Origin of the sequence: Micromonospora sp. NPDC000663 (assembly GCF_042898105.1) — a bacterium.
GTDB lineage: Bacteria > Actinomycetota > Actinomycetes > Mycobacteriales > Micromonosporaceae > Micromonospora.
Map to the genome: position 1 here is coordinate 74,474 of NZ_JBIAYR010000010.1, position 19,263 is coordinate 93,736.

The window sequence follows — 19,263 nt, forward strand, 5'->3', positions numbered from 1 at the left end:
GCAAGAAGCACGGCGCGATGGCCAGGGTGACGGTTCGGGACGAGACAGCGACGGGCAGGGCTATCGATCAGTGGCCGTTGACCGGGCTGCCGGAGCGCATCCCCGCGCGGGAGCTGGTCCGGTTGCGCGTACGCGAGGAGGTGGCGCGGTTCAACGCCGACCAGGCCGACGTCTTCCGGGGTCTGGTGCGGCCCACCGACGCGGAGGCGACGTTGAACGGCTATCGGGTCGGTCGGGGCCGGCGGCTGGACTGGGAGCGTCAGGCGGACGCGGCGTGTGACGCCTTCGCCCGTAACGGCTTCGTGCTGCTCGTGGGTGACCGCCAGGTCGAGGATCTGGACGAGGAGATCGACCTGCTCGCGGATCCCGAGGTGGCCTTCGTGCGGCTCGTCCCGCTTGTGGGTGGCTGACATGGGTGACTGGCCGTCGTTGCTTCCCCCGCTTACCGAGTCGGAGCGTCGGGAGGTGGAGGCCGGGCTGACGGAGGCAGATGCTCAGGTCCGGGCGCTGCTCCGGAGAATGGCAGACCTCTACTGGGCGGGCGTCACCTCTATCGCCACCGACCCGCAGTGGGCCGACGGCGGCGAGGACCGGTTCCGGGAGTACTGGCACAGCACAGTGGTCGGGGCGTTGACCCCGTCGGCACAGGTACGCCGGGACGCCCTGGCCCGGCTGCTCCCCCGCATGGCCATCGCCGACCGGGTCACCCTCGCGGACCGGTACCCGCACGTACGCGGGAACCTGCGCGGCTACCGGATCCACCTCGGCTCGGGCACCATCATGATGGAGCCCAACGACGCCTACCTGTGCATCGTCCCGGCGCGTGGGGGCACCGGGCGCCTGCACCTGCCGTTCGACGACGACCCGATGCTGTCGACGATCCTGTCGAAGGTGATCATGCTCGCTGCCGACGACATGATCACCGACCCGACGGTGCTGCGGCAGTTCGCCTCGTCACCGACCGCACGTCAGCCTGATGCCGGTCCGCCCCGCACCGCAGGCACTCGCGCACCCTGAATCGGGTACGCGACGAACGCAGGTCTTGCCTGGCCCGACGTCGCCGGTGAACCCTTGTCCACAGACGAAGGCACGCCAGTCGTCCGGAATTCACACGGCACGGCCGGGAGGACGCGGTGAATCCGTTGCGGGCAGGCCACCAGCGGGGAATCCACTGCGTCGTGGCCGCCGCCGGTTATGGCAAGACCACCGCGCTGCACCGTTGGTTTCCCCGCGCGGAAGCCCACTGGTGCCGGGGGGACGACGCACCCGTACGCCAGCTCGTCGCCGACGCCGTCGCGGCCGGCGACCGCCTGGTCGTGGTCGACGACCTGCCGCAGACCTCGGCGGAGCAGTTGCACCTCCTGCTCAAGGAGGTCATGCGGCGGGAGGACGACGTCTCCGTCGTCCTCGCCTCGCGGTGGCCCCTGCCGGCACCGGCCACCCGCCTGCTCGGCAGCGGCCTCTGGACCGAGCTGGGCCCGGCCGACCTGGCGCTCTCCCCGGAACGGGTCGCCGACCTGATCGCCGAGGAGTACGGCCTCTCCACACCGGACCTCGCCGACCGGGTGTACGCGGCGACCGGCGGCTGGCCGGCGCTCGTCCACCTGTCGGCCGAGACTCTGCGGCTGGGTGGGGTGCCGTCCGGGCCGCTCGCCCCGATCCTCAGTGAGCCAGGCGGGCCGATCGCGCGCTACGTCGCCGACGAGGTCCTGGCCGCGCTACCGGCGGAAGCGCACCGGCTGCTGCGTCAGGTAGGCGCGCTGACGCCGGTGAGCGTGGGGCTGTGCCGAGCCCTCGGGCATCGCGGCGCCCCGCGCATCATCGACCGGCTACGCCGCACCGGCCTGCTGACCCGGCCGGCCCGAGCCGCGGCCGGGCCTGGCTCACCGCCGCCCGAGGAGCTTCTCGTGCCGATCGTCGTCGAGACCGCCCGGCACGGGCGCCGAACACCGAGCACCGAGCAGATCCGCGACACGGCCGCCGCCGCCGCAGACTGGTACGACGCGCACGGGCCGCCGGTCGCCGCGGCCCGGGAGTACCTGCGGGCCGGCGACCATGCCGCGGGCGCCCGGGTGCTCGAAGCGTACGGCGATCGGATGATCGCGGCGGGTCGTTCCGTCGCGGTGACCGAGCTGGTCCGCATGCTGCCGGAACGGCATCGCAGCCGGCGGCTGCGCCTGCTGCTCGGCGACGCGTTGCGCACCCTCGGCGACCTCGGCGCGGCCACCCACGAGTACGACACCGCCGCCGAGGAGACCTGGGACGCCGGCGTGGCCTGGCGGCTGGGTCGGATCCACTACCAGCGGGGTGACGCCCGGGCGGCCCTGGCGATCCTCGACCGGCCGCTCGCCCGGTCCGCCCCGCACGCCGATCAGGCGCTGCTGCTCGCGTGGACGGCACACACGCACCTGCTGACCGGCGACACCGGGACCGCCACCGCATACGCGCGGAGGGCGCTGGCCGCCGCGACCAGCGCCGGGCAGGACGACGTGCTGGCCTCGACCCACCTCAGCGTCGCCCTGTGCCTCAGTGTGGCCGGCGACATCGCGGGCAGCCAGGAGCACTTCGCCCTGGCGTTGCCGATCGCGGAACGCATCGGCGACGTCCTGCTGCTCACCCGGATCCACACCAACCGCACCCACCAGTTCCTGCGTACCGGCCGGTTCACCGAGGCGCTGACGACGGCCGAGCGGTCGGCCCGCTACGCCGCGCTTGCCGACGCCCCGAGCCTGCGCGCCATCGCGACCAGCAACGAGGCGGAAGCGCTGGCGATGCTCGGCCGTTACGACGAGGCGGTGCGGCGGTATGAGGCGGCGCTGGGCTTCTACCAGCAGAAGGGCTCCCGCCGGTTCATCCACGCGCTGCTCGGGCTGGGTGAGCTGTATCGGCGGCGAGGCTGGCGTGAGCAGGCGCGCGCCGCCTACGAGGAGACGATCCGGGTCACCGAGGAGACCGGCAACGTGCACGTCCTCGTGTCCGCGCTCGCGGGGCTGGCGCTTGTGCGACTGGACGACGATGTGCCGGCCGCCGCTCGGCACGCCGACCGGGCCGCTCGGGACGTCGGGGAGGAGATCGTCGTACCGGCACTGCTGGCCCAGGGCTGGGTCGCGCTCCGGATGGCCGAGCCCGACCGGGCCACCGTGCTCGCCGGCGAGGCGGCCCGCATCGCACGCGTTCAGGGCGACCTGGCCGGGTTGGCCGACGCGCTCGAGCTGAGGGCTGCGGCCGAGCCGGACCTCGGGCGCGCCCGCGAGGCGCTGCGCGAGGGGCACGCCATCTGGACCCGGGCCGGTGCGGCGGTCGAGGCGGCCCGGCTGCTCGTCCTGCTCGGGCGGTTGCCCGGGGCCGACATCGACGATCGGCTGGCCGGCCTGCTCGCGGGCGAGCAGATCGCCCTCGCCGGCGCCCTGGTGGACCGGACGGCGAGCGGCTTCGGCGGGTGGGCGCCGGGTGCGGTGCCGGTCTACCAGCGGGTCGTGGTCCGGGCCCTCGGCCGGTTCGAGGTGCATCTCGACGGCCAACCGGTGCCGGCCTCGCGGTGGCAGTCCCGCAAGGCGCGTGACCTGGTGCGTATCCTCGTCGCTCGGCGTGGCCGGCCGGTGCCACGAGGCGAGCTGTGCGAACTCCTCTGGCCGGACGACGACCCGGATCGCACCGGCCACCGGCTGTCGGTCCTGCTCTCGATCGTCCGCGGGGTGTTCGACCCGACGAAGACGTTCGCGCCCGACCACTTCCTCATCGCCGATCAGGCGTGCATCGCGCTCGACGTCAGCCGGTTGCGGGTGGACGTCGAGGAGTTCCTCGCGCACGTCGCGCACGCGCGACGCCTGCTGGAACGAGGGGCGCTGGTGGAGGCGCGCACGGTGCTGCTGTCCGCCGACCGGCAGTACCGCGCCGACGCGTTCGAGGATGAGCCGTACGCCGACTGGTCCGGCCCGCTGCGCGAGGAGGCGCGGGCCGCGTACCTCGGCCTCCTGCGCATGCTGGCCCAGGTCAGCCACGCCACGGCGGACCCGGCGGCGGCGGTGCCGTACCTGCTGCGGCTCCTCGAACGGGATCCGTACGACCAGCCGGCGCACCGGGCGCTGGTGCGCGCGCTGGTCGCCGGCGGCCAGCACGGCGAAGCACGCCGGGCACTCGCCCGGTACCGCGAGGCGATGCGGGCCATCGGAGTGCATCCGCCGGACGAGATCATCCTCGCGTCGGCCCGGCCGGGCCGACGACCACAGGCCACCGCTCGCCAGGTCCCGCCGGCCGCTCGCAACGGCCGGCGGGACCCGGCGTCCGATCGCGGGCGTTGACCGGCTACGGGATGCCGGCGCCCGGCCGGGGTCGCCGGCCCGCTCACGGCGACCGGTCAGTGGAAGACGGCCGACTCCAGAGCGGCTACCGCGAGCGAGCCTTCACCGTCGCCTTCGCCATCGGTCCGGGCGGCCGGCGACCCCGGCAACTGGCTGGCCCGAACGGCCTCGGCGCCCGCCTGACGGAGGTTCGGGCTGGGGACGAGCGCGCTGAGGAAGAACGGTCCCGCACCCGTCACGCGGGCGCCGACGCCGTACACGTGGACGTCCGGACCGGCCTCCGCGGTGACGACAGTCTTGGGCCACGTGCCGTCGTACCCGCTGGCGGCCTCGACGCGTTCGCCGGGCGGCCCGGTCGGTTGTGTGGGCTCCTTGCAGATTCCGACGGCGGTGAGACTTTCCGGCTCGGTGCCGCCCGCATGCACCCGCACCGTCCGCAGTCCGGGGCCGAAGCCAACCTCGTCGACGTACGTCTGGTCCACAGGTCCTTCGAAGCGGAAGCCGGTGCCGAACAACCGTGTGCTACCCGGGCAGCTCACCTCCGCCGTTGACTCCGATTCCACAGTGGTCCTCGCCCGCACCGGTGGGCTCGTCGACCAGTCGCACGTGGCGTAGGCCACCACCGACCACGCGCTCGCGTACCCCGTGCGGGCTTTCGCGGTGACGGTCACCGTGGTCAGTTCCGCATCGGGCTCCATCGCGGTCAGCACGACCCCGCCGTTCCCGTTCACGATCCGGGCGCCCGCCGCGAAGACGGATCGCGCTCCCGGGCAGGTCGCGGTGACGACCTTGGTCCCGCTCCCGTCGCTCTCGCTGGCCTCCTCGACCCGTACCGGTGCGAGGCCTCCCGCGTGGGCGGGCCGGTCCGGCGCGGCTGCCCCAGCCGCCGTGCCCAGCACGACAGCGACCGCTCCTGCCACAGTCCGTCGTGCGATGTCCATCGTGCGCATGTCGCTCCTTCGCTCGCCGACCCCGTCCGGGTCGGGCTCTGGTCGATCTCGCCCGCCCGGCGGGTCGGGCGAGGTCGGTCTCGCCGGCCCACTCGGGCCGGGCATCACCGATGGTCCGGTCGGACCTCACGGTGGCGTCATGGTGAGCCCGCCCCGAGCGGCCACCCGGAGCGGATCGTGACGTGACCCTGACGCCCCTGCCGAGACTCGATGACGAACGCCGCGCAGAGGCCGCGGCGCGATCGAGGAGGAACGACATGCGATTCAGCAGAACCGCCACCCGGCTCCTGGTGTTGCCCGTGGTGTGCGCACTCGGGCTGATCGGGGCGAGCCCGGCGCAGGCTGCGGTGCAACGGACCGACAGGTTCTCCATCACCCAGCCACACTTCGACTTCGGCGACGGCGACCTGGGCAACATCTCCGGAGATCCCAAGGCTGACGGGCGGCTGGAGTGGGATCTGGTCGACGGCACCTGGGAGCCTCGGCTGCTCGGCCGCATCTACATCAACAACGCGTCCGGCGAGTGTGTCCGAGTCCAGATGGTCGTCACCTACCAGAACAACGTGGTGGTGACCTACACCGACAACGCGTCGGACTTCTGCGCCCCGAACGGGAGGACCTGGTACAGCGACGTCGATTTCCGGCCGGTCAGCTCGGCGTACGTGGCGAACGTCGTCGTGAGGCTGCAGAGCGCTCCGGCGGGCGGATGGTCCTTCTCGAACGAGGGAGCGTCGGCGCCGTACTTCGCACCGTGGTGGTTGCCCTAGTCACCACGGGGCAGAAACGGCCAACTGAAGAACGCCTTTGATCGCCCCGCCGTACGGCGTCGTCCGGCGACGCCGAGGTCGAGGTCGAGGATGCAGGTGGGCCGCCGAGGCGCACAGCGCGCATCGGCGGCCCACTACCCTCTCAGCCGTTGTCGATCAGGCTGGCGATCTCGTTGTAGATCAGGTGCGCTTTCGCGCCCTGGTTCGACGGACAACCGCCCAGGTGGTGCAGGGCGATCACGCGGTGGCTGGCGTTCAGCACCGGTGAACCGGAGTTGCCACCGGAGGTGTCACAGCTGTAGCTGATGTTCCAGGTGTTGTAGTTCGCGCTTCGGACGGCGCAGGTCGCGCCGTTCTGGGAGTCCTCGTAGATCGACAGCCGCTTCGGGCTGCCGTCGCCGTGCCCGGGGATGTAGATCCGGGTGCCGTTGCTGGTGGCGGTCGTTGCCAGGTAGAGCGTGCCGAACCCCTGGATGGCGGCGAAGTTGTTGACCGAGAACAGGGCGTAGTCCAGCTCGCCGGAACCGCCGCTGCTCACCTTGTAGAGGGTGGCACCGCTGACCTTGGTGCCGGCGCCGGGATTCGCGCCGCCGCAGGTGGAGCACTGGTAGTTGAACTGCATCTCGCTGCCGCTCACCGCGGACTGCGTCGAGAAGCAGTGCTTGTTCGTCAGCATCCGGTTGGTGTTGCCGACCCGCCAGGTGGTGCACATTCCGCCGCCGCTGATCAGCAGCCGCGCCACGGCCCTGCCACGGGCGTACTCGATGGGGTGGCTGCTCTGGTAGCAGACCACGTCCCTGCGGGCGTCGGTGCTGCACACGGACTGGGTGGAGAAGTTGTGCGCGGCGATCTCGGTGCGGTCGTATCCGCGCCAGAACCTGTCGATGGTCGCGGCGCTGCCACGTGAGGGGCGGCTGCTGTGCAGTGTCACCACCGCCGTGTCACCCTCCACCGACATCGCCCAGAACCCCGGCTGTCCGTCGGTGGTGTAGTCCGATCCGGTCCCCCGGTTCAGGTGGCGGTCGTACCTGTAGCTCTCCTTGCCGTCGCGGCTCGACACGGTGACGTAGTCGCCCTCGGCCAGTCGCAGGGAGCTGAAGTGCACCTTGACGTACGTGGCACCGGGGTGCTGAATGATCTGCGTCCCGCCGTCGGGGGCGTAGGAAAGAGAGCTGACGACGGTACGGAGTTCACCGACGGTGGTCACGCCCTCTGCCGAAAACTGGTTCGATTCCGGTGCCCGCTCGGACTGTGGCGCCACAGGGGCAACCGGGTACGCCTCGGCGGCGGGTACCGACAGCAGGCTCAGCCCAAGTGTGCAGGCAGCGAGGGCGACCGCTCCGGTTCGTAGGCGGCGCAGGGCATGATGCATCTGTCGCTCCTTCTCAGGAATCAGCACCGAGACGTGCCTTCGGCATTCATACCCGAGACGGCGCGATGCATCCAATCTCATCTATGTCATAACGCCCGCCGTTCCGTCTCCGACGCGGCTGGGAGACGACGGGCAGCCGACGAACCTCAATGGATGTCGTCGGTGTGGGCCCCGACCCGGCTGGCGGCTCTGGGCCATGCGACGGTGGGGCAGGCGTGTCCTTCGGTGGCGCCGCATCCGTCCTGATCGCGGAGGCGACGCCACTGCTCGTGCGCAGCGAAGATGCGGTTCAGGCCGTCATCCTCGTCGCGCAACTCCAGGAACTCGTCGAGCAGGTCGAACAGGGTCTCGACGGTACGGGCGTCCAGGTCCGGGTCCGTGTCGCGGACATTCGTGAGGCCGACGGGTTCGGTCAGGTGGGCGACGATGCTCCACCAGACGTGGTTGTTGAGGCAGCCTGCTCGCGTCACCAGCCACGGTTGGAAGCCGATCAGCAGAGTCCGGGCGTTCGCCTGGTTGCACCCTTCGACGAAGGCTACGACGCTTGCGAAATCCCCGCGGATGAGCCACATCTTCGGCCGCTTGCGGACGGTGGCGAACAAATCCCGGTAATCGGTGATCGTCACCAGCCGAATTCTGCCTGGCCGTCGGCTGTCCACGCACCCCACGCTCGAGGTCTTCCCGGTCGGGAAGGCTCTCCCTGGGCACCTCGACTGCCCGGCTGTCGAGCACGTCGGCGGTCGAGCAGCCGGTGCTGTCGGCACCGGCGGCGTCCTCGTCGACCCCACGGCGTCCATGTAGGTTCTCCGATTACCGGGAACGTCACACCCGGCGCGGGGCGGCTCCGTCCTGCCAGCGGTAGAGGTCACGCAGCAGGGAAATCTCGGCACCCCGCCGCACCGCCGGATCGTGCGACGGGAGGGCACCGCGACGGTGACGGCGCGGAGCGTCAGCGGCCCGTACGTCGCAGGGCCTGTGCGTTCGCGGAGAGGAAATCCCGCAACGACTTCGGCGCCGTGCCGGTCACCTGGGCGACGGTATCGGTCACCTCCGCGAAACCGCCGGCGCGCACACGCTCGAACGTCAACCTGTTGAGGTCTCGTTCGAAACCCTCGGTCCCGGCCACGGCCTCGTCTATGGTCAGGTCCCGGTGGATCACCGGATGTCCCACAGCGGCAGAGAGCAACTCCGCGGTACGTGGCAACGACAGGCTCTCCGGACCGGAGAGCTGGTACGTCCGACCGGCGTGCCCGTCCTCGACCAGCGCCCGCTCGGCGACTGCGGCGATGTCACAGGCGTCGATCCAGGCCAGGGCGGCGTCGCCGCTGGGGAACGGCAACTCCCCCGCGTCGGCGATCTGGTGGGCGTAGAAGCGCGGATCGGTGAAGACCTGCATGAACCAACCCGGCCGCAGGATCGTCCAGGGCCGTCCACTCCCGCGTACCACGCGCTCGACGCTCGGCGCCCAGCCTGCCGGGTAGTCGGAGCCCGGGTGGCCGCCGTCCTTGTCGGACAGCAGGACCACCCGGGTCGAGGGCGGGGTCCCTGCCACGAGCGCCCCGACGAGTTCCGGTGCGTCCGCGCGATCCGGCCGGACCACGTACACGGCGTCGATGCCATCGGTCGCCGCCGCCCACCCGGCGGGCTCGTCCCAGGAGAAGGCGACCGGGTGTACGCCAGCGATGTCCACGGTGGACGGGTCACTACTGCCGCCGCGCACCTCGACGCCCTGCCGTGCCACGAGTGACGTCGCCAGCGGTAGTCCCGTCTTGCCCCGGACTCCGGTCACCAGGACCCGGGTCACGTCGGTACCGGTCGAGTTCGCATGCCGCATCGTGCGCTCCTCCTGTTGGCTCCATGAATGACGTGGCGTACGGCAGTGACCGGCGCGCGCCGCACCGGAGTTCCCTGGTGATCCGTCACGGCCGCCCGAACAGAGCGGCCAGCTCGGCATCCGACACGGCCAGGGCGGCCCGGTCGAAGGTGCTGCCGCAGGCGACGAGTTCGGCGGCCCCGGTGCGGTCGAGCAGCTCGGCGAGCTGACGTTCCACCTGGGCCCGCGGGCCGCTGATCGCCCTCGCCGCGGTCTGCTCAAGATACTCCTGCTGGCGCGGGGTGCGGGGAGCGGATCGGGCCGCCTGCACCGGTTCCAGCAGGCCGTTGTCCATCACCACAGGTCCAGCATGCCTGAACCCGGGCTTGTTCCCGGTGCATACCCGGTTCCTCAGGCATGGAGCGAGCGCGGCATCAGCGCGGGATGGCGCTGGGGGTCCGCGACGGCGCTGCCGGCCGCCGCCCCGTGCCAGTTCGGCGAGCATCCGCCGCACCGTGGCCGCCCCGCCCGCGTGCATCGCCTCGATGACCACCAGCACCTCGTCGGTCCCGGCGCGCACCGCCGACGCGCCGCTCTGCCGGTGGGTCCAGCGCCGGGAATGCGCTTCGCCGGCCGCGTCGGCGAAGACCACCTCGCCCGGCTCGGGCTGCTCCGTCTCCCCGCCGAGGGTCAGGTACGTCTCCGCGCCGGTGGCCCGGCACACCGTCAGGTCGCCGCCGATCCGCGCCAGGTCGAGCACGGCCACCGGGACCGCGTAGGCGAGGGAGAGCGCGTTGCCCAGATCGACCAGAGGGTGCAGCCGAGGCAGCTCACCGTCGCGGCGGAGGCGGCGCAGCAGCGACTCGGCGGCGCACCGGTAGCGGGTCGGCGCCAACCCCATCCGGCCGAAGGCACGCCGCCACGCCTGGATCTCCGGGAAGCCGCTCTCCGGGCCGCCGGCGAGGCGGGCCCGGGCCGTGTCGGCGTACCGGTCGAGGCGGTGTCCCACCTCGACGGTGCCGTCGAGTCCGGTGGCGTGCAGCACTCCGCAGCTCAGCTCCGGGAAGGTCGACCAGACGTGGGGGGAATGGTGGAAACGCACGAGGACTCCGATCAGGCGGTGAGGGCCAGGCCGAGGCCGAGGGCGAGGAAGCTGGCGGCGAAGCCGTGCCGCAGCAGGGCGGTGACCCGGGGCCGGGCCAGCACCCGGCGGCGCAGCGCGCTGGCGAGCAGGGCGAAGCCGGCGAAGACCACGAGCGTGACCAGCACGAAGACGGTGCCGTGCAGCAGCATCCCGAGCGTCGCGTCCGGCGTGTCCGGCAGGACGAACTGCGGCAGAAAGGCCACGAAGAACACGGTCACCTTCGGGTTGAGCAGGTTCAGCAGCACCCCGTCACGGATCACCCGGGCGGCCGGCGCGGGTGGACGCCCGTCGTCGACCGGCAGCGGCCCCCGGTCGCGCAGCGCCGACCAGGCCATCCAGAGCAGGTACGCCACACCGAGCCAGGTCACCACCCGGAATGCTGGAGTGCCGGCCCGCAGCACGGCGGCCAGCCCGGTGACGGCGGCAGCGAGGTGCGGAAGCAGGCTGACCGTGCAGCCGACGGCGGCGAGCAGCCCGGCCCGGCGGCCGGCGGCCAGTGCGGTGGAGAGGGTGTAGATCACTCCGGTCCCCGGGGTGATCGTCACGACCAGGGCGGTCAGCAGGAAGGCGATGCTCATGCGGTCCAGCCTGCGGCCATAATGGTCCCGTGGACAGGGCCAAACAAGGCGACGAACGCGGGTCCATAACGGCCGGTGCCGACTTCCTCCAGTTGGACGTCGGCGAGGCCCCGCCCGGTGGCCGCGCCGCCTGGCTGGCCGGGCGGCTACGCGCCGCGATCGCCGACGGGCGGGTGCCGGTGGGTGCCCGGTTGCCCGCCAGCCGGGTGCTCGCGGTCGAGCTGGGCGTCTCCCGGGGCGTGGTGACGGAGGCGTACCAACGGCTGACCGAGGATGGGCACGTGGTCGGCCGGGGCCGGGCCGGCACCGTCGTGGTGGCCACGCCGGCCGCCGTGGTCCACCGTGCGCCCGCACCCCGCCGTCCGCCGGAGGTGTTCGCCGACCGGCCGGACACCACGGTCTTCGACGCGCTGCGCACCGCCCCGGCCGAGCTGGACCTGACGCCCGGCGTACCCGATCTGGCGGCCTTTCCCCGCGGGGCCTGGCTGCGCGCCGAACGCGCGGTGCTGCACCGCCTGGCGCCCGCCGACTTCGGGTACGGCGACCCGTCCGGCACACCCGCGCTGCGGTTCGCTGTCGCCACCTGGCTGGCCCGCAACCGGGGCATCCGGGTGGACCCGGCCGACGTGGTGGTGGTGGCCGGGGTGTCCCAGGCGCTCGGCCTGCTCGCCCAGCTGCTGCACGCCGACGGCGTGTCCACTGTGGCAGTGGAGGACCCCGGCTCGCTCGGCGTACGCCAGCACCTGAACAACTGGCGGCTGGACACCCCGCCGGTGGCGGTCGACGCCCAGGGCCTGCGGGTCGACCAGCTGGCGGCCGGCGGCGCCCCGGCGGTGATGCTGACCCCCGCGCACCAGTTCCCGACCGGCGTGGTGCTCGACGGCGACCGGCGGCGGGCGCTGCTGCGCTGGGCCGAGCGGGGCGGCCTGGTCATCGAGGACGACTACGACGCGGAACACCGCTACGACCGCCCGCCGGTGCCGGCGCTGCGCGGCATGCTGCCCGACCGGGTCTGCTACACCGGCAGCGTCTCCAAACTGCTGGCCCCGGCGCTACGGATCGGCTGGGTGCTGGTCCCGCCGCGGCTGCATGCCGACCTGGTCGCGGCCAAGCGGATGGCGGATCTCGGCAACGCCGCCCTTCCGCAGCTCGTCCTGGCCGAGCTGATGGCCTCCGGTGCGCTGGAACGCCACCTGCGACTGCTGCGCCACCGGCACGTACGCCGCCGGGACGCGATGATCCGGGCGGTCCGCGCCCACCTGCCCGGGGCGGTGGTACACGGCGCCGCCGCCGGCCTGCACCTGCTGGTCACCCTCCCCGGCGACCTGGACGACACGGCACTGGCCGCGGCGGCCCTGCGCCGGGGCGTCAAGGTGCAGCCGCTGTCCTGGCACGCCCAGCGCCCGCAGCCACCCGGCCTGGTCCTCGGCTACGCCGCCAATCCGCCCCACCAGATCGAGCGTGCCCTCGCCACCCTCGGCGCCGCCCGCCAGACCCTCCCCTGACCCCGGTTACCGCACCGCCTCCAGCCCGTTCGCCCAGGAGGTCGACACCGACGCGAGCCCTTTGATCGACGCGGGGCGTGCGCGGGGAGGCGGGTGGGTAGGGGGGTGGGATGGTGACGGGTGGAGACGGGGCGCGGGCGCGGGGGGTGCTCGGGCGGTACGCCGCCGGAGCGGTGCTGGTGCGGCTGGCGGACGAGGGAGCCCGCGTGGCCCTGGTGCTGCTGGCCATGGAGCGGACCGGCAGTGCCGCCTACGGCGGGGTGCTCGTGGCGGCGCTGATGATCCCCCACGTCGTCGCCGGGCCGGTGGTGGGCGCGATCGCCGACGGGGTCCGCCGCCGCCGACTCTTCTACCTCCTGGCCCTGCTCGGGTACGGCGGCGCGCTGCTCGCCGCGGTGGCCCTGGCGACCGTCTCCCGGCCGCTGTCGGTGGCCCTCGTGGTGCTGGCCGGCAGTCTCGCACCGGTCATGCTGGGCGGGCTGACCAGCCTCCTGCGCGACCTGGTACCCGACCGGCTGGACAAGGCGTTCGGCCTCGACGCCATGTCCTACAACCTGGCCGGCATCGCCGGGCCGGGGATCGCGGCGGTCACCGCCGGGTTCGCCGGGGCGACCGCCGCGACGGCGGTGCTGGTCGCGCTGGTGGCCGCCGGCGTCCTGGTGCTCTCGACGCTGCCCATCCGGGACCGGCCGGCGCGTGCCCACCGCCCCGACGGCGCCGGACGGGCCACGCCGCTGGCCGCCGTGCCGCTGCTGTGGCGGCGGCGCCGGCTCGGCGCCGTGACCCTGGCCAGCAGCATCGGTTACCTGGGCATCGGGGCCCTGCCGGTGGCCGCGGCGCTGCTCGCCGGCCAGTTCCGGCACCCGTCGTACACCGGGCTGTTCCTGGCGGTGGCGTCGGCCGGCGGGCTGGTCGGCTCACTCTGGTGGGCCCGCTACCCGATCCGCTCGCAGCCGCCCGAACGGGTGGTCCTGGCCAGCCTGCTCGCCACCGCGGTGCCGTTCGCTCTCGTACCGGCCATGCCGACGGTCTGGGCCACGCTGCCGCTCTTCGCCCTGGTCGGCGTCCTGAGCGGGCCGCTGTTCTGCAGCGTGCTGGCAGTACGTGACCAGGAGGCGCCACCGGCGGTGCACACCCAGGTCTTCACCCTCGGCGCCGGCCTGAAAACCACCGCTGCGGCAGGCGGCGCGGCGCTCGCCGGCGCCACCACCGGTGCTGGCGCGGCCGTCCTGCTGCTCGGCGTCGCCGCCTGCCAGGCCCTCGGCGCGGTCGCCGGTGCCGCCATGCTGCGCCGCGCGTCAGCCCGACGGCCGGGCGGTAGAGCAGCCCGGCGGCGGCGTGCGCGAGCCGGTCCCGCGGCGCGGCCACGGCGAGGACCTCCACGTCGGCGCCGAGCGGTAGCAGGTCGCCGTGGGCGTGGATGGAGCGACTCGACGAGCCCTTGACCCGATGTCACCCGGTCAGTCACTCAACTGGATCGAGCCATCCTCCACCTTGCTGAGGATCACGTCGACGTCACCGGACCGGATCATCTCTCCCAGGGCCGCCACCATCGCCTCGACCACGCGGTCCCATCCCACCGTCTGACTCACGGCAAGCATCATCACAGCCTCGGACGCTCAGCTTGGAGGTCGGGTTGAGCACGGACTTTGGGCGTGGTGCCGGGCTGGTGATGGACGTGGCCTGTGTAACCCATCAAGCGGAGTACGACAATGCCTGCGGCCGGCGGAACCAGTAGCGGCGGTGGCGCTGGATCCCGTCGGGATGGTGCTCGAAGACAGGCGGGTCTGGCAGGTGCGGCGAGGACGAGTGGACCGTCGCCACGCCGCAGCCGCAGCCTGGCGATCCCGGCGTCGCCGTCGGCGAGCCCATTGACCTTCGCCGGTTAGCTGGCCATGATCATTCGTATCATCACCCCGTACGCTGGCGGACCACATCCGAATCGTCACCGAGTCGCCTACCCGTGAGCCCGGCGTGCGAGGCTCAAGCTCCGCGACCAACGGGCCACGCCCGCGTGGCCCCGGCCACTACCGCCGACCCCCGCACAATTCCTGGCATGACAGCAGCCCTCGACCCACACCCCTTGTGCCCGGAGGAACGCAGACCATGGACCACGCATCTCAGCTCATCCAGGAGCGGAGTGCCCCGCCGGCCACGCTGGTGATCTTCGGTGCCTCGGGTGACCTCACCCGGCGTAAGTTGCTGCCCGCAGTCGAGAGCCTGGCTCGGCACGAACGGCTCCCGGACCAGTTCGCGCTGGTCGGCGTCGCGCGCACGTCGATGACCGACGAGCAGTTCGCCGAGAGCGTCCTCGGCGAACGCACCCTCGCCAGCAAGCGCCAGCTCCAGGGCGGCGTGCGGTACGTGGCCGGCGGCTACGACGACCCGGAGACCTACAAGCGGCTCGTGGAGACCCTCGACGAGCTGGACGCACAGCGGGGCACGTCGGGCAACCGGCTCTTCTACCTGTCCACCCCGGCCGGGGCCTTCGAACCGGTGATCAACGGGCTGGCCGGTGTCGGGCTCAACCAGCCACGCGAAGGCTCCTTCTCCCGCCTGGTCATCGAGAAGCCGTACGGTCGCGACCTGGTCACGGCCCGCGAGCTGGACGGCGTCGTGCACAGCGCGTTCGACGAGCACCAGGTCTTCCGCATCGATCACTATCTGGGCAAGGACACCGTCCAGAACGTGTTGGCGCTGCGCTTCGCGAACTCGATCTTCCAGCCCATCTGGGATCGCTCGTGGGTCGACCACGTGCAGATCACCGTCGCCGAGACCCTCGGCGTCGGCAGCCGCGGCGGCTTCTACGAGGACGCTGGCGCGATGCGGGACATCGTGCAGAACCACGTGCTCCAGGTCCTCGCGCTGGCGCTGATGGAGCCACCGGCCTCATTCGAGGCTGAGGGTCTGCGCAACGAGAAGGTGAAGCTGCTGCAGGCGATCCGGCTCCCCACCGACCGGGACATCGCCGAGGCGGCGGTCCGGGGACAGTACACCCGGGGCGGCACCCGCGAGGACCTGATGGCCGGCTACCGCGAGGAAGCCGGCGTCGACCCCCTGTCGCGGACCGAGACCTACGCCGCCATGCGGCTCAACGTGGACAACTGGCGCTGGGCCGGGGTGCCGTTCTACGTACGCACCGGCAAGCGCCTGCCGGCCCGGCTCACCGAGGTGGCGCTGCAGTTCCAGCGGCCGCCGCACCTGCCGATCCCGACCGACCAGCTCACCGGCCTCGACGCCGACGCGCTGATCCTGCGGATCCAGCCGAACGAAGGCATCTCGCTGCGCTTCGGTGCCAAAGTGCCGGGCCACTCCTTCCGGGTCCGCACCGCCACTATGGAATTCTCCTACGACCAGACGTTCGCCGAGGAATCCCCGGAGGCGTACGAGCGTCTGCTGCTGGACGCACTGGTCGGTGACGCATCGCTGTTCATCCGCAGCGACGAGGTGCAGCAGTGCTGGCGGATCGTCGACCCGATCATCGACAACTGGGAGAAGGACAACTCCCCGATCCCCACCTACGAGGCCGCCTCCTGGGGCCCGACCGACGCCGACCGGCTCATCGGCCGGCACGGCCGCAAGTGGCGCAACGCCGCATGACCCTGCCACCACGAGCGAGACAGCTCGTCAGCACGCACGACGCGGCCATGCCGTGTTGCCCAGGTCGCGTGATCGGCTTCAACTCGCCGAACTGATCGAGGTGGTCGAGGACCGCTCGCACCACGTCACGTCGACATTCCTGAACCACCGCACGCACGACTACGCCACCCGGCGTCAGTTGCTGGACTTCCTGGCCGCCCTTGAAGCGGGACTAGCGGCCGGCGATGCGTCATGAGCGGTCAAGGCGCCGGAAATCCGTGTTGGCGCGGCGCAGGTCGCTCCGGACCGGACCTGCCCCTGGACCGTAGGGGCGGTGGCGCATCTTCCCGTACCAAGAATGTTTGCTCGGCTGTCGATAGACGACCAGGCTGACTCGTCGGAAAGGCAGGTGGGTCCGACCGGGCTCCAGACGACGGGACACGGGACATGGCGAAGTATCTGATCCTCATCCACGGCGACGAGCGGCAGTGGGCCGCGATGCCACGGTCGGAGTTGCAGAAGCGCGACGAGGCCCACCGCGCCTTCGCCACCGAGGCCGGGCCGGCCATCCTCGACGGCCGGCAACTCGAGCCGGCGACCATCGCGACCACCCTGCGCACGGACCCGGCCGGTCGACTGGCCATCACCGACGGCCCGTTCCTGGAGACCAAGGAGGCGGTGGGCGGCTACTACCTGATCGAAGCAGCGGACCTCGACGAGGTGATCGAGCTGGCTTCGCAGCTCTACGAGGTCTCCGCCGGGCACAGCGGGGTGGAGATCCGTCCGGTTGTCGAGCACGGATGAGCGCCGAGGTCGTCGCGGCGGTCGCGCGGGCGCACCGCCGCGACTGGGCACACGTGTTGGCGGCGACGGCACGCCTGACCCGCGATCTCGACCTCGCGGAGGAGTGCACCCAGGACGCCTACGCCCAGGCGCTGCGGACCTGGCCGCAGATCGGCGTCCCCGATCGCCCCGGCGCGTGGCTCACGACAGCCGCTCGCAACCGGGCACGGGATGTGCTGCGGCGGGAGTCGGCGATGCGCCGAGCCCTACCGCTGCTCGTACCCGATCAGGTGGTAGCCGGGCCCGAGGACGGTCTCGACGACGACCGCCTGCGGCTCGTGTTCACGTGCTGTCACCCGGCACTGTCCCGTGACGCCCAGGTCGCGCTGACGCTGCGGCTCGTGTGCGGCCTGTCCACGGCCGAGGTGGCCCGCGCGTTCCTGGTGCCGGAGCCCACCATGGCCGCGCGGATCACCCGGGCCAAGAAGAAGATCACCAACGCCCGTATTCCGTACCGCGTGCCGTCACCCGACCACCTTGCCGCACGCGTCAACGCCGTCCTGGAGGTCATTCATCTGATCTTCAAGACCGGCCACACGGCGCCGACCGGCGCGGAGCTCATTCGGCGGGACCTCGTGGACAGCGCCATCGGCCTCGCCCGGATGCTGCACCTGCTCATGCCGAACGACGCCGAGATCAGTGCCCTGCTGGCGCTGCTGCTGCTCGTCCACGCGCGCGCCGACAGCCGCCTGTCCGCCACCGGGCGGCTCCAACTGCTCTCCGAGCAGGACCGCGGGCGCTGGGACACCCACCTGATCAGCGAGGGCATCGCGCTGCTGACCGGTGCGCTGCACCGCCAGCCGCCGACGCGGTACGCCGTCGAGGCCGCGATCGCCGCCGTGCACACCGAGGCGCCGACCTGGCAGGACACCGACTGGGTGGAGATCGTCGGACTGTACGACGTCCTGCTCAACCTCTGGCCCTCCCCCGTGGTCGAACTCAACCGAGCCGTGGCGGTGGGGATGCGCGACGGTCCGCAGGCCGGCCTGGACGCGCTGACACCGCTGCTCGCCGCGCCGGTACTGGCCACCTACGGCTACCTCAGCGCCGCCCGCGCCGACTTCCTGCGGCAACTCCACAGGTGGGCAGAGGCGGCCGACGCGTACCACGAGGCGATGACCCTCACCGACAACGGCGTCGAACGCACCTTCCTTGCCGAACGGCTCGCCGAGGTGCAGCGCGCAGTGTCCGATCGCGGGCTCGTGTCGGTGTCCCGGCGGATCGCCGCGCCGGCGGCGGACATCTTCCGGATCCTCGCGGATCCACGGCGACACAACGACATCGACGGCTCCGGAATGCTGCGGGGCGCCGTCTCGGGCCAGGTGGTCTCGGCCGTCGGTGACGTGTTCGTGATGAAAATGCACTACCCGCCGTACGGCGACTACGAGATGGACAACCACGTCATCGAGTACGAGGTGGACCGCCGCATCGGCTGGAGGCCCGAACCTGGCCGGGGCCACCCGGACACCACACCTGGCAGCACGACGCCCAAGCGTTGGGGTCACCGGTGGACCTACGAGTTGACCCCCGATGGGCCGGACGCGACAGTCGTGACCGAGATCTATGACTGTTCCCACGTGCCCGACGACCGACGGGAGTCGATGGACGGCGGCCGCATCTGGCTCACCAGCATGACCGAGACGCTGCAACGACTGGATGCGCTCTGCGCCGAGGAACGCCACACCCCCGGCATCCACTGAGAGGCCCGGGACGCACCGGGGGCGCGACGGTTACCGCTTGCAGCCGCCAGGGCAGGCCGCTGGCGAAGCCGCGGAGTTCTCGGTATCCGACGTTGTGGGCACTGTCGATCCAGGCGCGACGGATCTATGCCGGCTCGCGCACGCCGCCGGCGTTGCCACCGTCGTCCAGCCTCGGTTCGGCCGGGGCTTCGGGCAGTTCGTCCGGCGCGCCAGGCAGAAGGACGCTCGGGTCGTCGGGCACCGGTTCACGCGGGTCGATGGGGGGATACTGATCGGGGTCGAGATCCGGTCCAGTCATCAGGCGAGTATCCGTCGTCTTCCTGACTGCCGCTCGGCGGGCCCGCGAGCCGGCGGTCCCCTGAGCGGGAACCGTCGGTGCTGTTACGCGGCTCTCCGGTACCTGCCGGGTGAGTGCCGTATTGGCGTTTGAACGCGTTGGCGGCCCCTTCTCAGGCACCAGGCCAAGGGGACGCCGTCGCTGCCCGTAACCCGCGGCCGCAGACGGGTTCGACTTCGGCCTCGGCGGACTCAGCCGTCGCGCAGCACACTCCGCCGCTCGTCTTCGCCGTCTCGGAGGATCGCGCGGCGCGGCGGCTCCCTCCCATCTGCGCAATTAGTCCATCACGGACAAGTCGCACGCCACCTCCACGGAGTCAACCCGTGACCCAATGCATCGCAGTTATTCATATCGATATAGATCGTCGCTTAACT

Annotated in this window: 16 protein-coding genes and 1 pseudogene; 9 read left to right on the top strand and 8 right to left on the bottom strand. The window is 71.9% G+C overall.

What is annotated here, in order from left to right; genetic code table 11:
• Positions 1-17 precede the first annotated feature (17 nt).
• The 3 genes from ACFY1S_RS25485 to ACFY1S_RS25495 all read left to right on the top strand — a co-directional run bounded on the left by ACFY1S_RS25485 (position 18) and on the right by ACFY1S_RS25495 (position 4,301).
• A complete protein-coding gene (locus tag ACFY1S_RS25485; protein ID WP_387122806.1) occupies positions 18-410 on the top strand; it encodes a hypothetical protein in 393 nt (130 codons plus the stop codon).
• Position 411: 1 nt separating this feature from the next.
• Positions 412-1,017, top strand: coding sequence for a hypothetical protein (locus ACFY1S_RS25490; protein ID WP_387122809.1), 606 nt, complete (start codon positions 412-414; stop codon positions 1,015-1,017).
• A 116-nt stretch (positions 1,018-1,133) separates the two neighbouring features.
• Positions 1,134-4,301 carry a BTAD domain-containing putative transcriptional regulator gene (locus ACFY1S_RS25495; RefSeq protein WP_387122812.1) on the top strand — a complete coding sequence of 1,056 codons (3,168 nt, stop codon included), beginning with the start codon at positions 1,134-1,136 and terminating at the stop codon, positions 4,299-4,301.
• Between the two features lie 56 nt (positions 4,302-4,357).
• On the opposite strand, the gene ACFY1S_RS25500 is transcribed toward ACFY1S_RS25495, so the two are convergent.
• Positions 4,358-5,251 (bottom strand): hypothetical protein, encoded by an 894-nt coding sequence (locus ACFY1S_RS25500; protein WP_387122815.1) that lies wholly within the window; start codon positions 5,249-5,251, stop codon positions 4,358-4,360.
• Positions 5,252-5,508: 257 nt separating this feature from the next.
• Here ACFY1S_RS25500 and ACFY1S_RS25505 point away from each other — a divergent pair, with 257 nt between their 5' ends.
• Complete coding sequence (locus ACFY1S_RS25505) at positions 5,509-6,018, top strand: hypothetical protein (protein ID WP_387122817.1); 510 nt, start codon at positions 5,509-5,511, stop codon at positions 6,016-6,018.
• Positions 6,019-6,160: 142 nt separating this feature from the next.
• Here ACFY1S_RS25505 and ACFY1S_RS25510 read toward each other — a convergent pair whose 3' ends face one another.
• The 5 genes from ACFY1S_RS25510 to ACFY1S_RS25530 all read right to left on the bottom strand — a co-directional run bounded on the left by ACFY1S_RS25510 (position 6,161) and on the right by ACFY1S_RS25530 (position 10,925).
• A complete protein-coding gene (locus ACFY1S_RS25510) occupies positions 6,161-7,225 on the bottom strand; it encodes a trypsin-like serine peptidase (RefSeq protein WP_387122819.1) in 1,065 nt (354 codons plus the stop codon).
• Positions 7,226-7,536: 311 nt separating this feature from the next.
• Complete coding sequence (locus tag ACFY1S_RS25515; protein WP_387122822.1) at positions 7,537-8,016, bottom strand: hypothetical protein; 480 nt, start codon at positions 8,014-8,016, stop codon at positions 7,537-7,539.
• Positions 8,017-8,339: 323 nt separating this feature from the next.
• Positions 8,340-9,224 (bottom strand): hypothetical protein, encoded by an 885-nt coding sequence (locus tag ACFY1S_RS25520; RefSeq protein ID WP_387122825.1) that lies wholly within the window; start codon positions 9,222-9,224, stop codon positions 8,340-8,342.
• Positions 9,225-9,309: 85 nt separating this feature from the next.
• On the bottom strand, positions 9,310-10,305 hold the full coding sequence (locus ACFY1S_RS25525) for a B3/4 domain-containing protein (protein ID WP_387122828.1): 996 nt from the start codon (positions 10,303-10,305) through the stop codon (positions 9,310-9,312).
• 11 nt (positions 10,306-10,316) lie between these two features.
• Positions 10,317-10,925 (bottom strand): LysE family translocator, encoded by a 609-nt coding sequence (locus ACFY1S_RS25530; RefSeq protein ID WP_387122831.1) that lies wholly within the window; start codon positions 10,923-10,925, stop codon positions 10,317-10,319.
• Positions 10,926-10,954: 29 nt separating this feature from the next.
• Here ACFY1S_RS25530 and ACFY1S_RS25535 point away from each other — a divergent pair, with 29 nt between their 5' ends.
• A complete protein-coding gene (locus ACFY1S_RS25535) occupies positions 10,955-12,430 on the top strand; it encodes a PLP-dependent aminotransferase family protein (protein ID WP_387122834.1) in 1,476 nt (491 codons plus the stop codon).
• 110 nt (positions 12,431-12,540) lie between these two features.
• On the top strand, positions 12,541-13,875 hold the full coding sequence (locus ACFY1S_RS25540) for an MFS transporter (RefSeq protein WP_387122837.1): 1,335 nt from the start codon (positions 12,541-12,543) through the stop codon (positions 13,873-13,875).
• A gap of 15 nt (positions 13,876-13,890) precedes the next feature.
• Here the strand turns inward: ACFY1S_RS25540 and ACFY1S_RS25545 are convergent, their stop codons facing one another.
• The gene (locus ACFY1S_RS25545) at positions 13,891-14,022 is read right to left on the bottom strand and encodes a hypothetical protein (RefSeq protein ID WP_387122840.1); all 132 of its coding nucleotides are present in this window, start codon (positions 14,020-14,022) and stop codon (positions 13,891-13,893) included.
• A 514-nt stretch (positions 14,023-14,536) separates the two neighbouring features.
• Between ACFY1S_RS25545 and zwf the strand changes: the two genes are divergently transcribed.
• The 3 genes and pseudogenes from zwf to ACFY1S_RS25560 form a co-directional block, all read left to right on the top strand.
• Positions 14,537-16,030, top strand: a complete 1,494-nt coding sequence (gene zwf / locus ACFY1S_RS25550; protein ID WP_387122843.1) for a glucose-6-phosphate dehydrogenase — start codon at positions 14,537-14,539, stop codon at positions 16,028-16,030.
• A 426-nt stretch (positions 16,031-16,456) separates the two neighbouring features.
• On the top strand, positions 16,457-16,813 hold the full coding sequence (locus tag ACFY1S_RS25555) for a YciI family protein (RefSeq protein WP_387122846.1): 357 nt from the start codon (positions 16,457-16,459) through the stop codon (positions 16,811-16,813).
• Positions 16,810-18,033, top strand: a pseudogene (locus ACFY1S_RS25560) (RNA polymerase sigma factor); the annotation flags it as partial. The gene ACFY1S_RS25555 and the pseudogene ACFY1S_RS25560, both read left to right, overlap by 4 nt.
• A 643-nt stretch (positions 18,034-18,676) precedes the next feature.
• On the opposite strand, the gene ACFY1S_RS25565 reads toward ACFY1S_RS25560, so the two are convergent.
• Positions 18,677-18,850: a hypothetical protein gene (locus ACFY1S_RS25565; protein ID WP_387122849.1), complete on the bottom strand. Its 174-nt coding sequence runs from the start codon at positions 18,848-18,850 to the stop codon at positions 18,677-18,679.
• Positions 18,851-19,263: the final 413 nt, after the last annotated feature.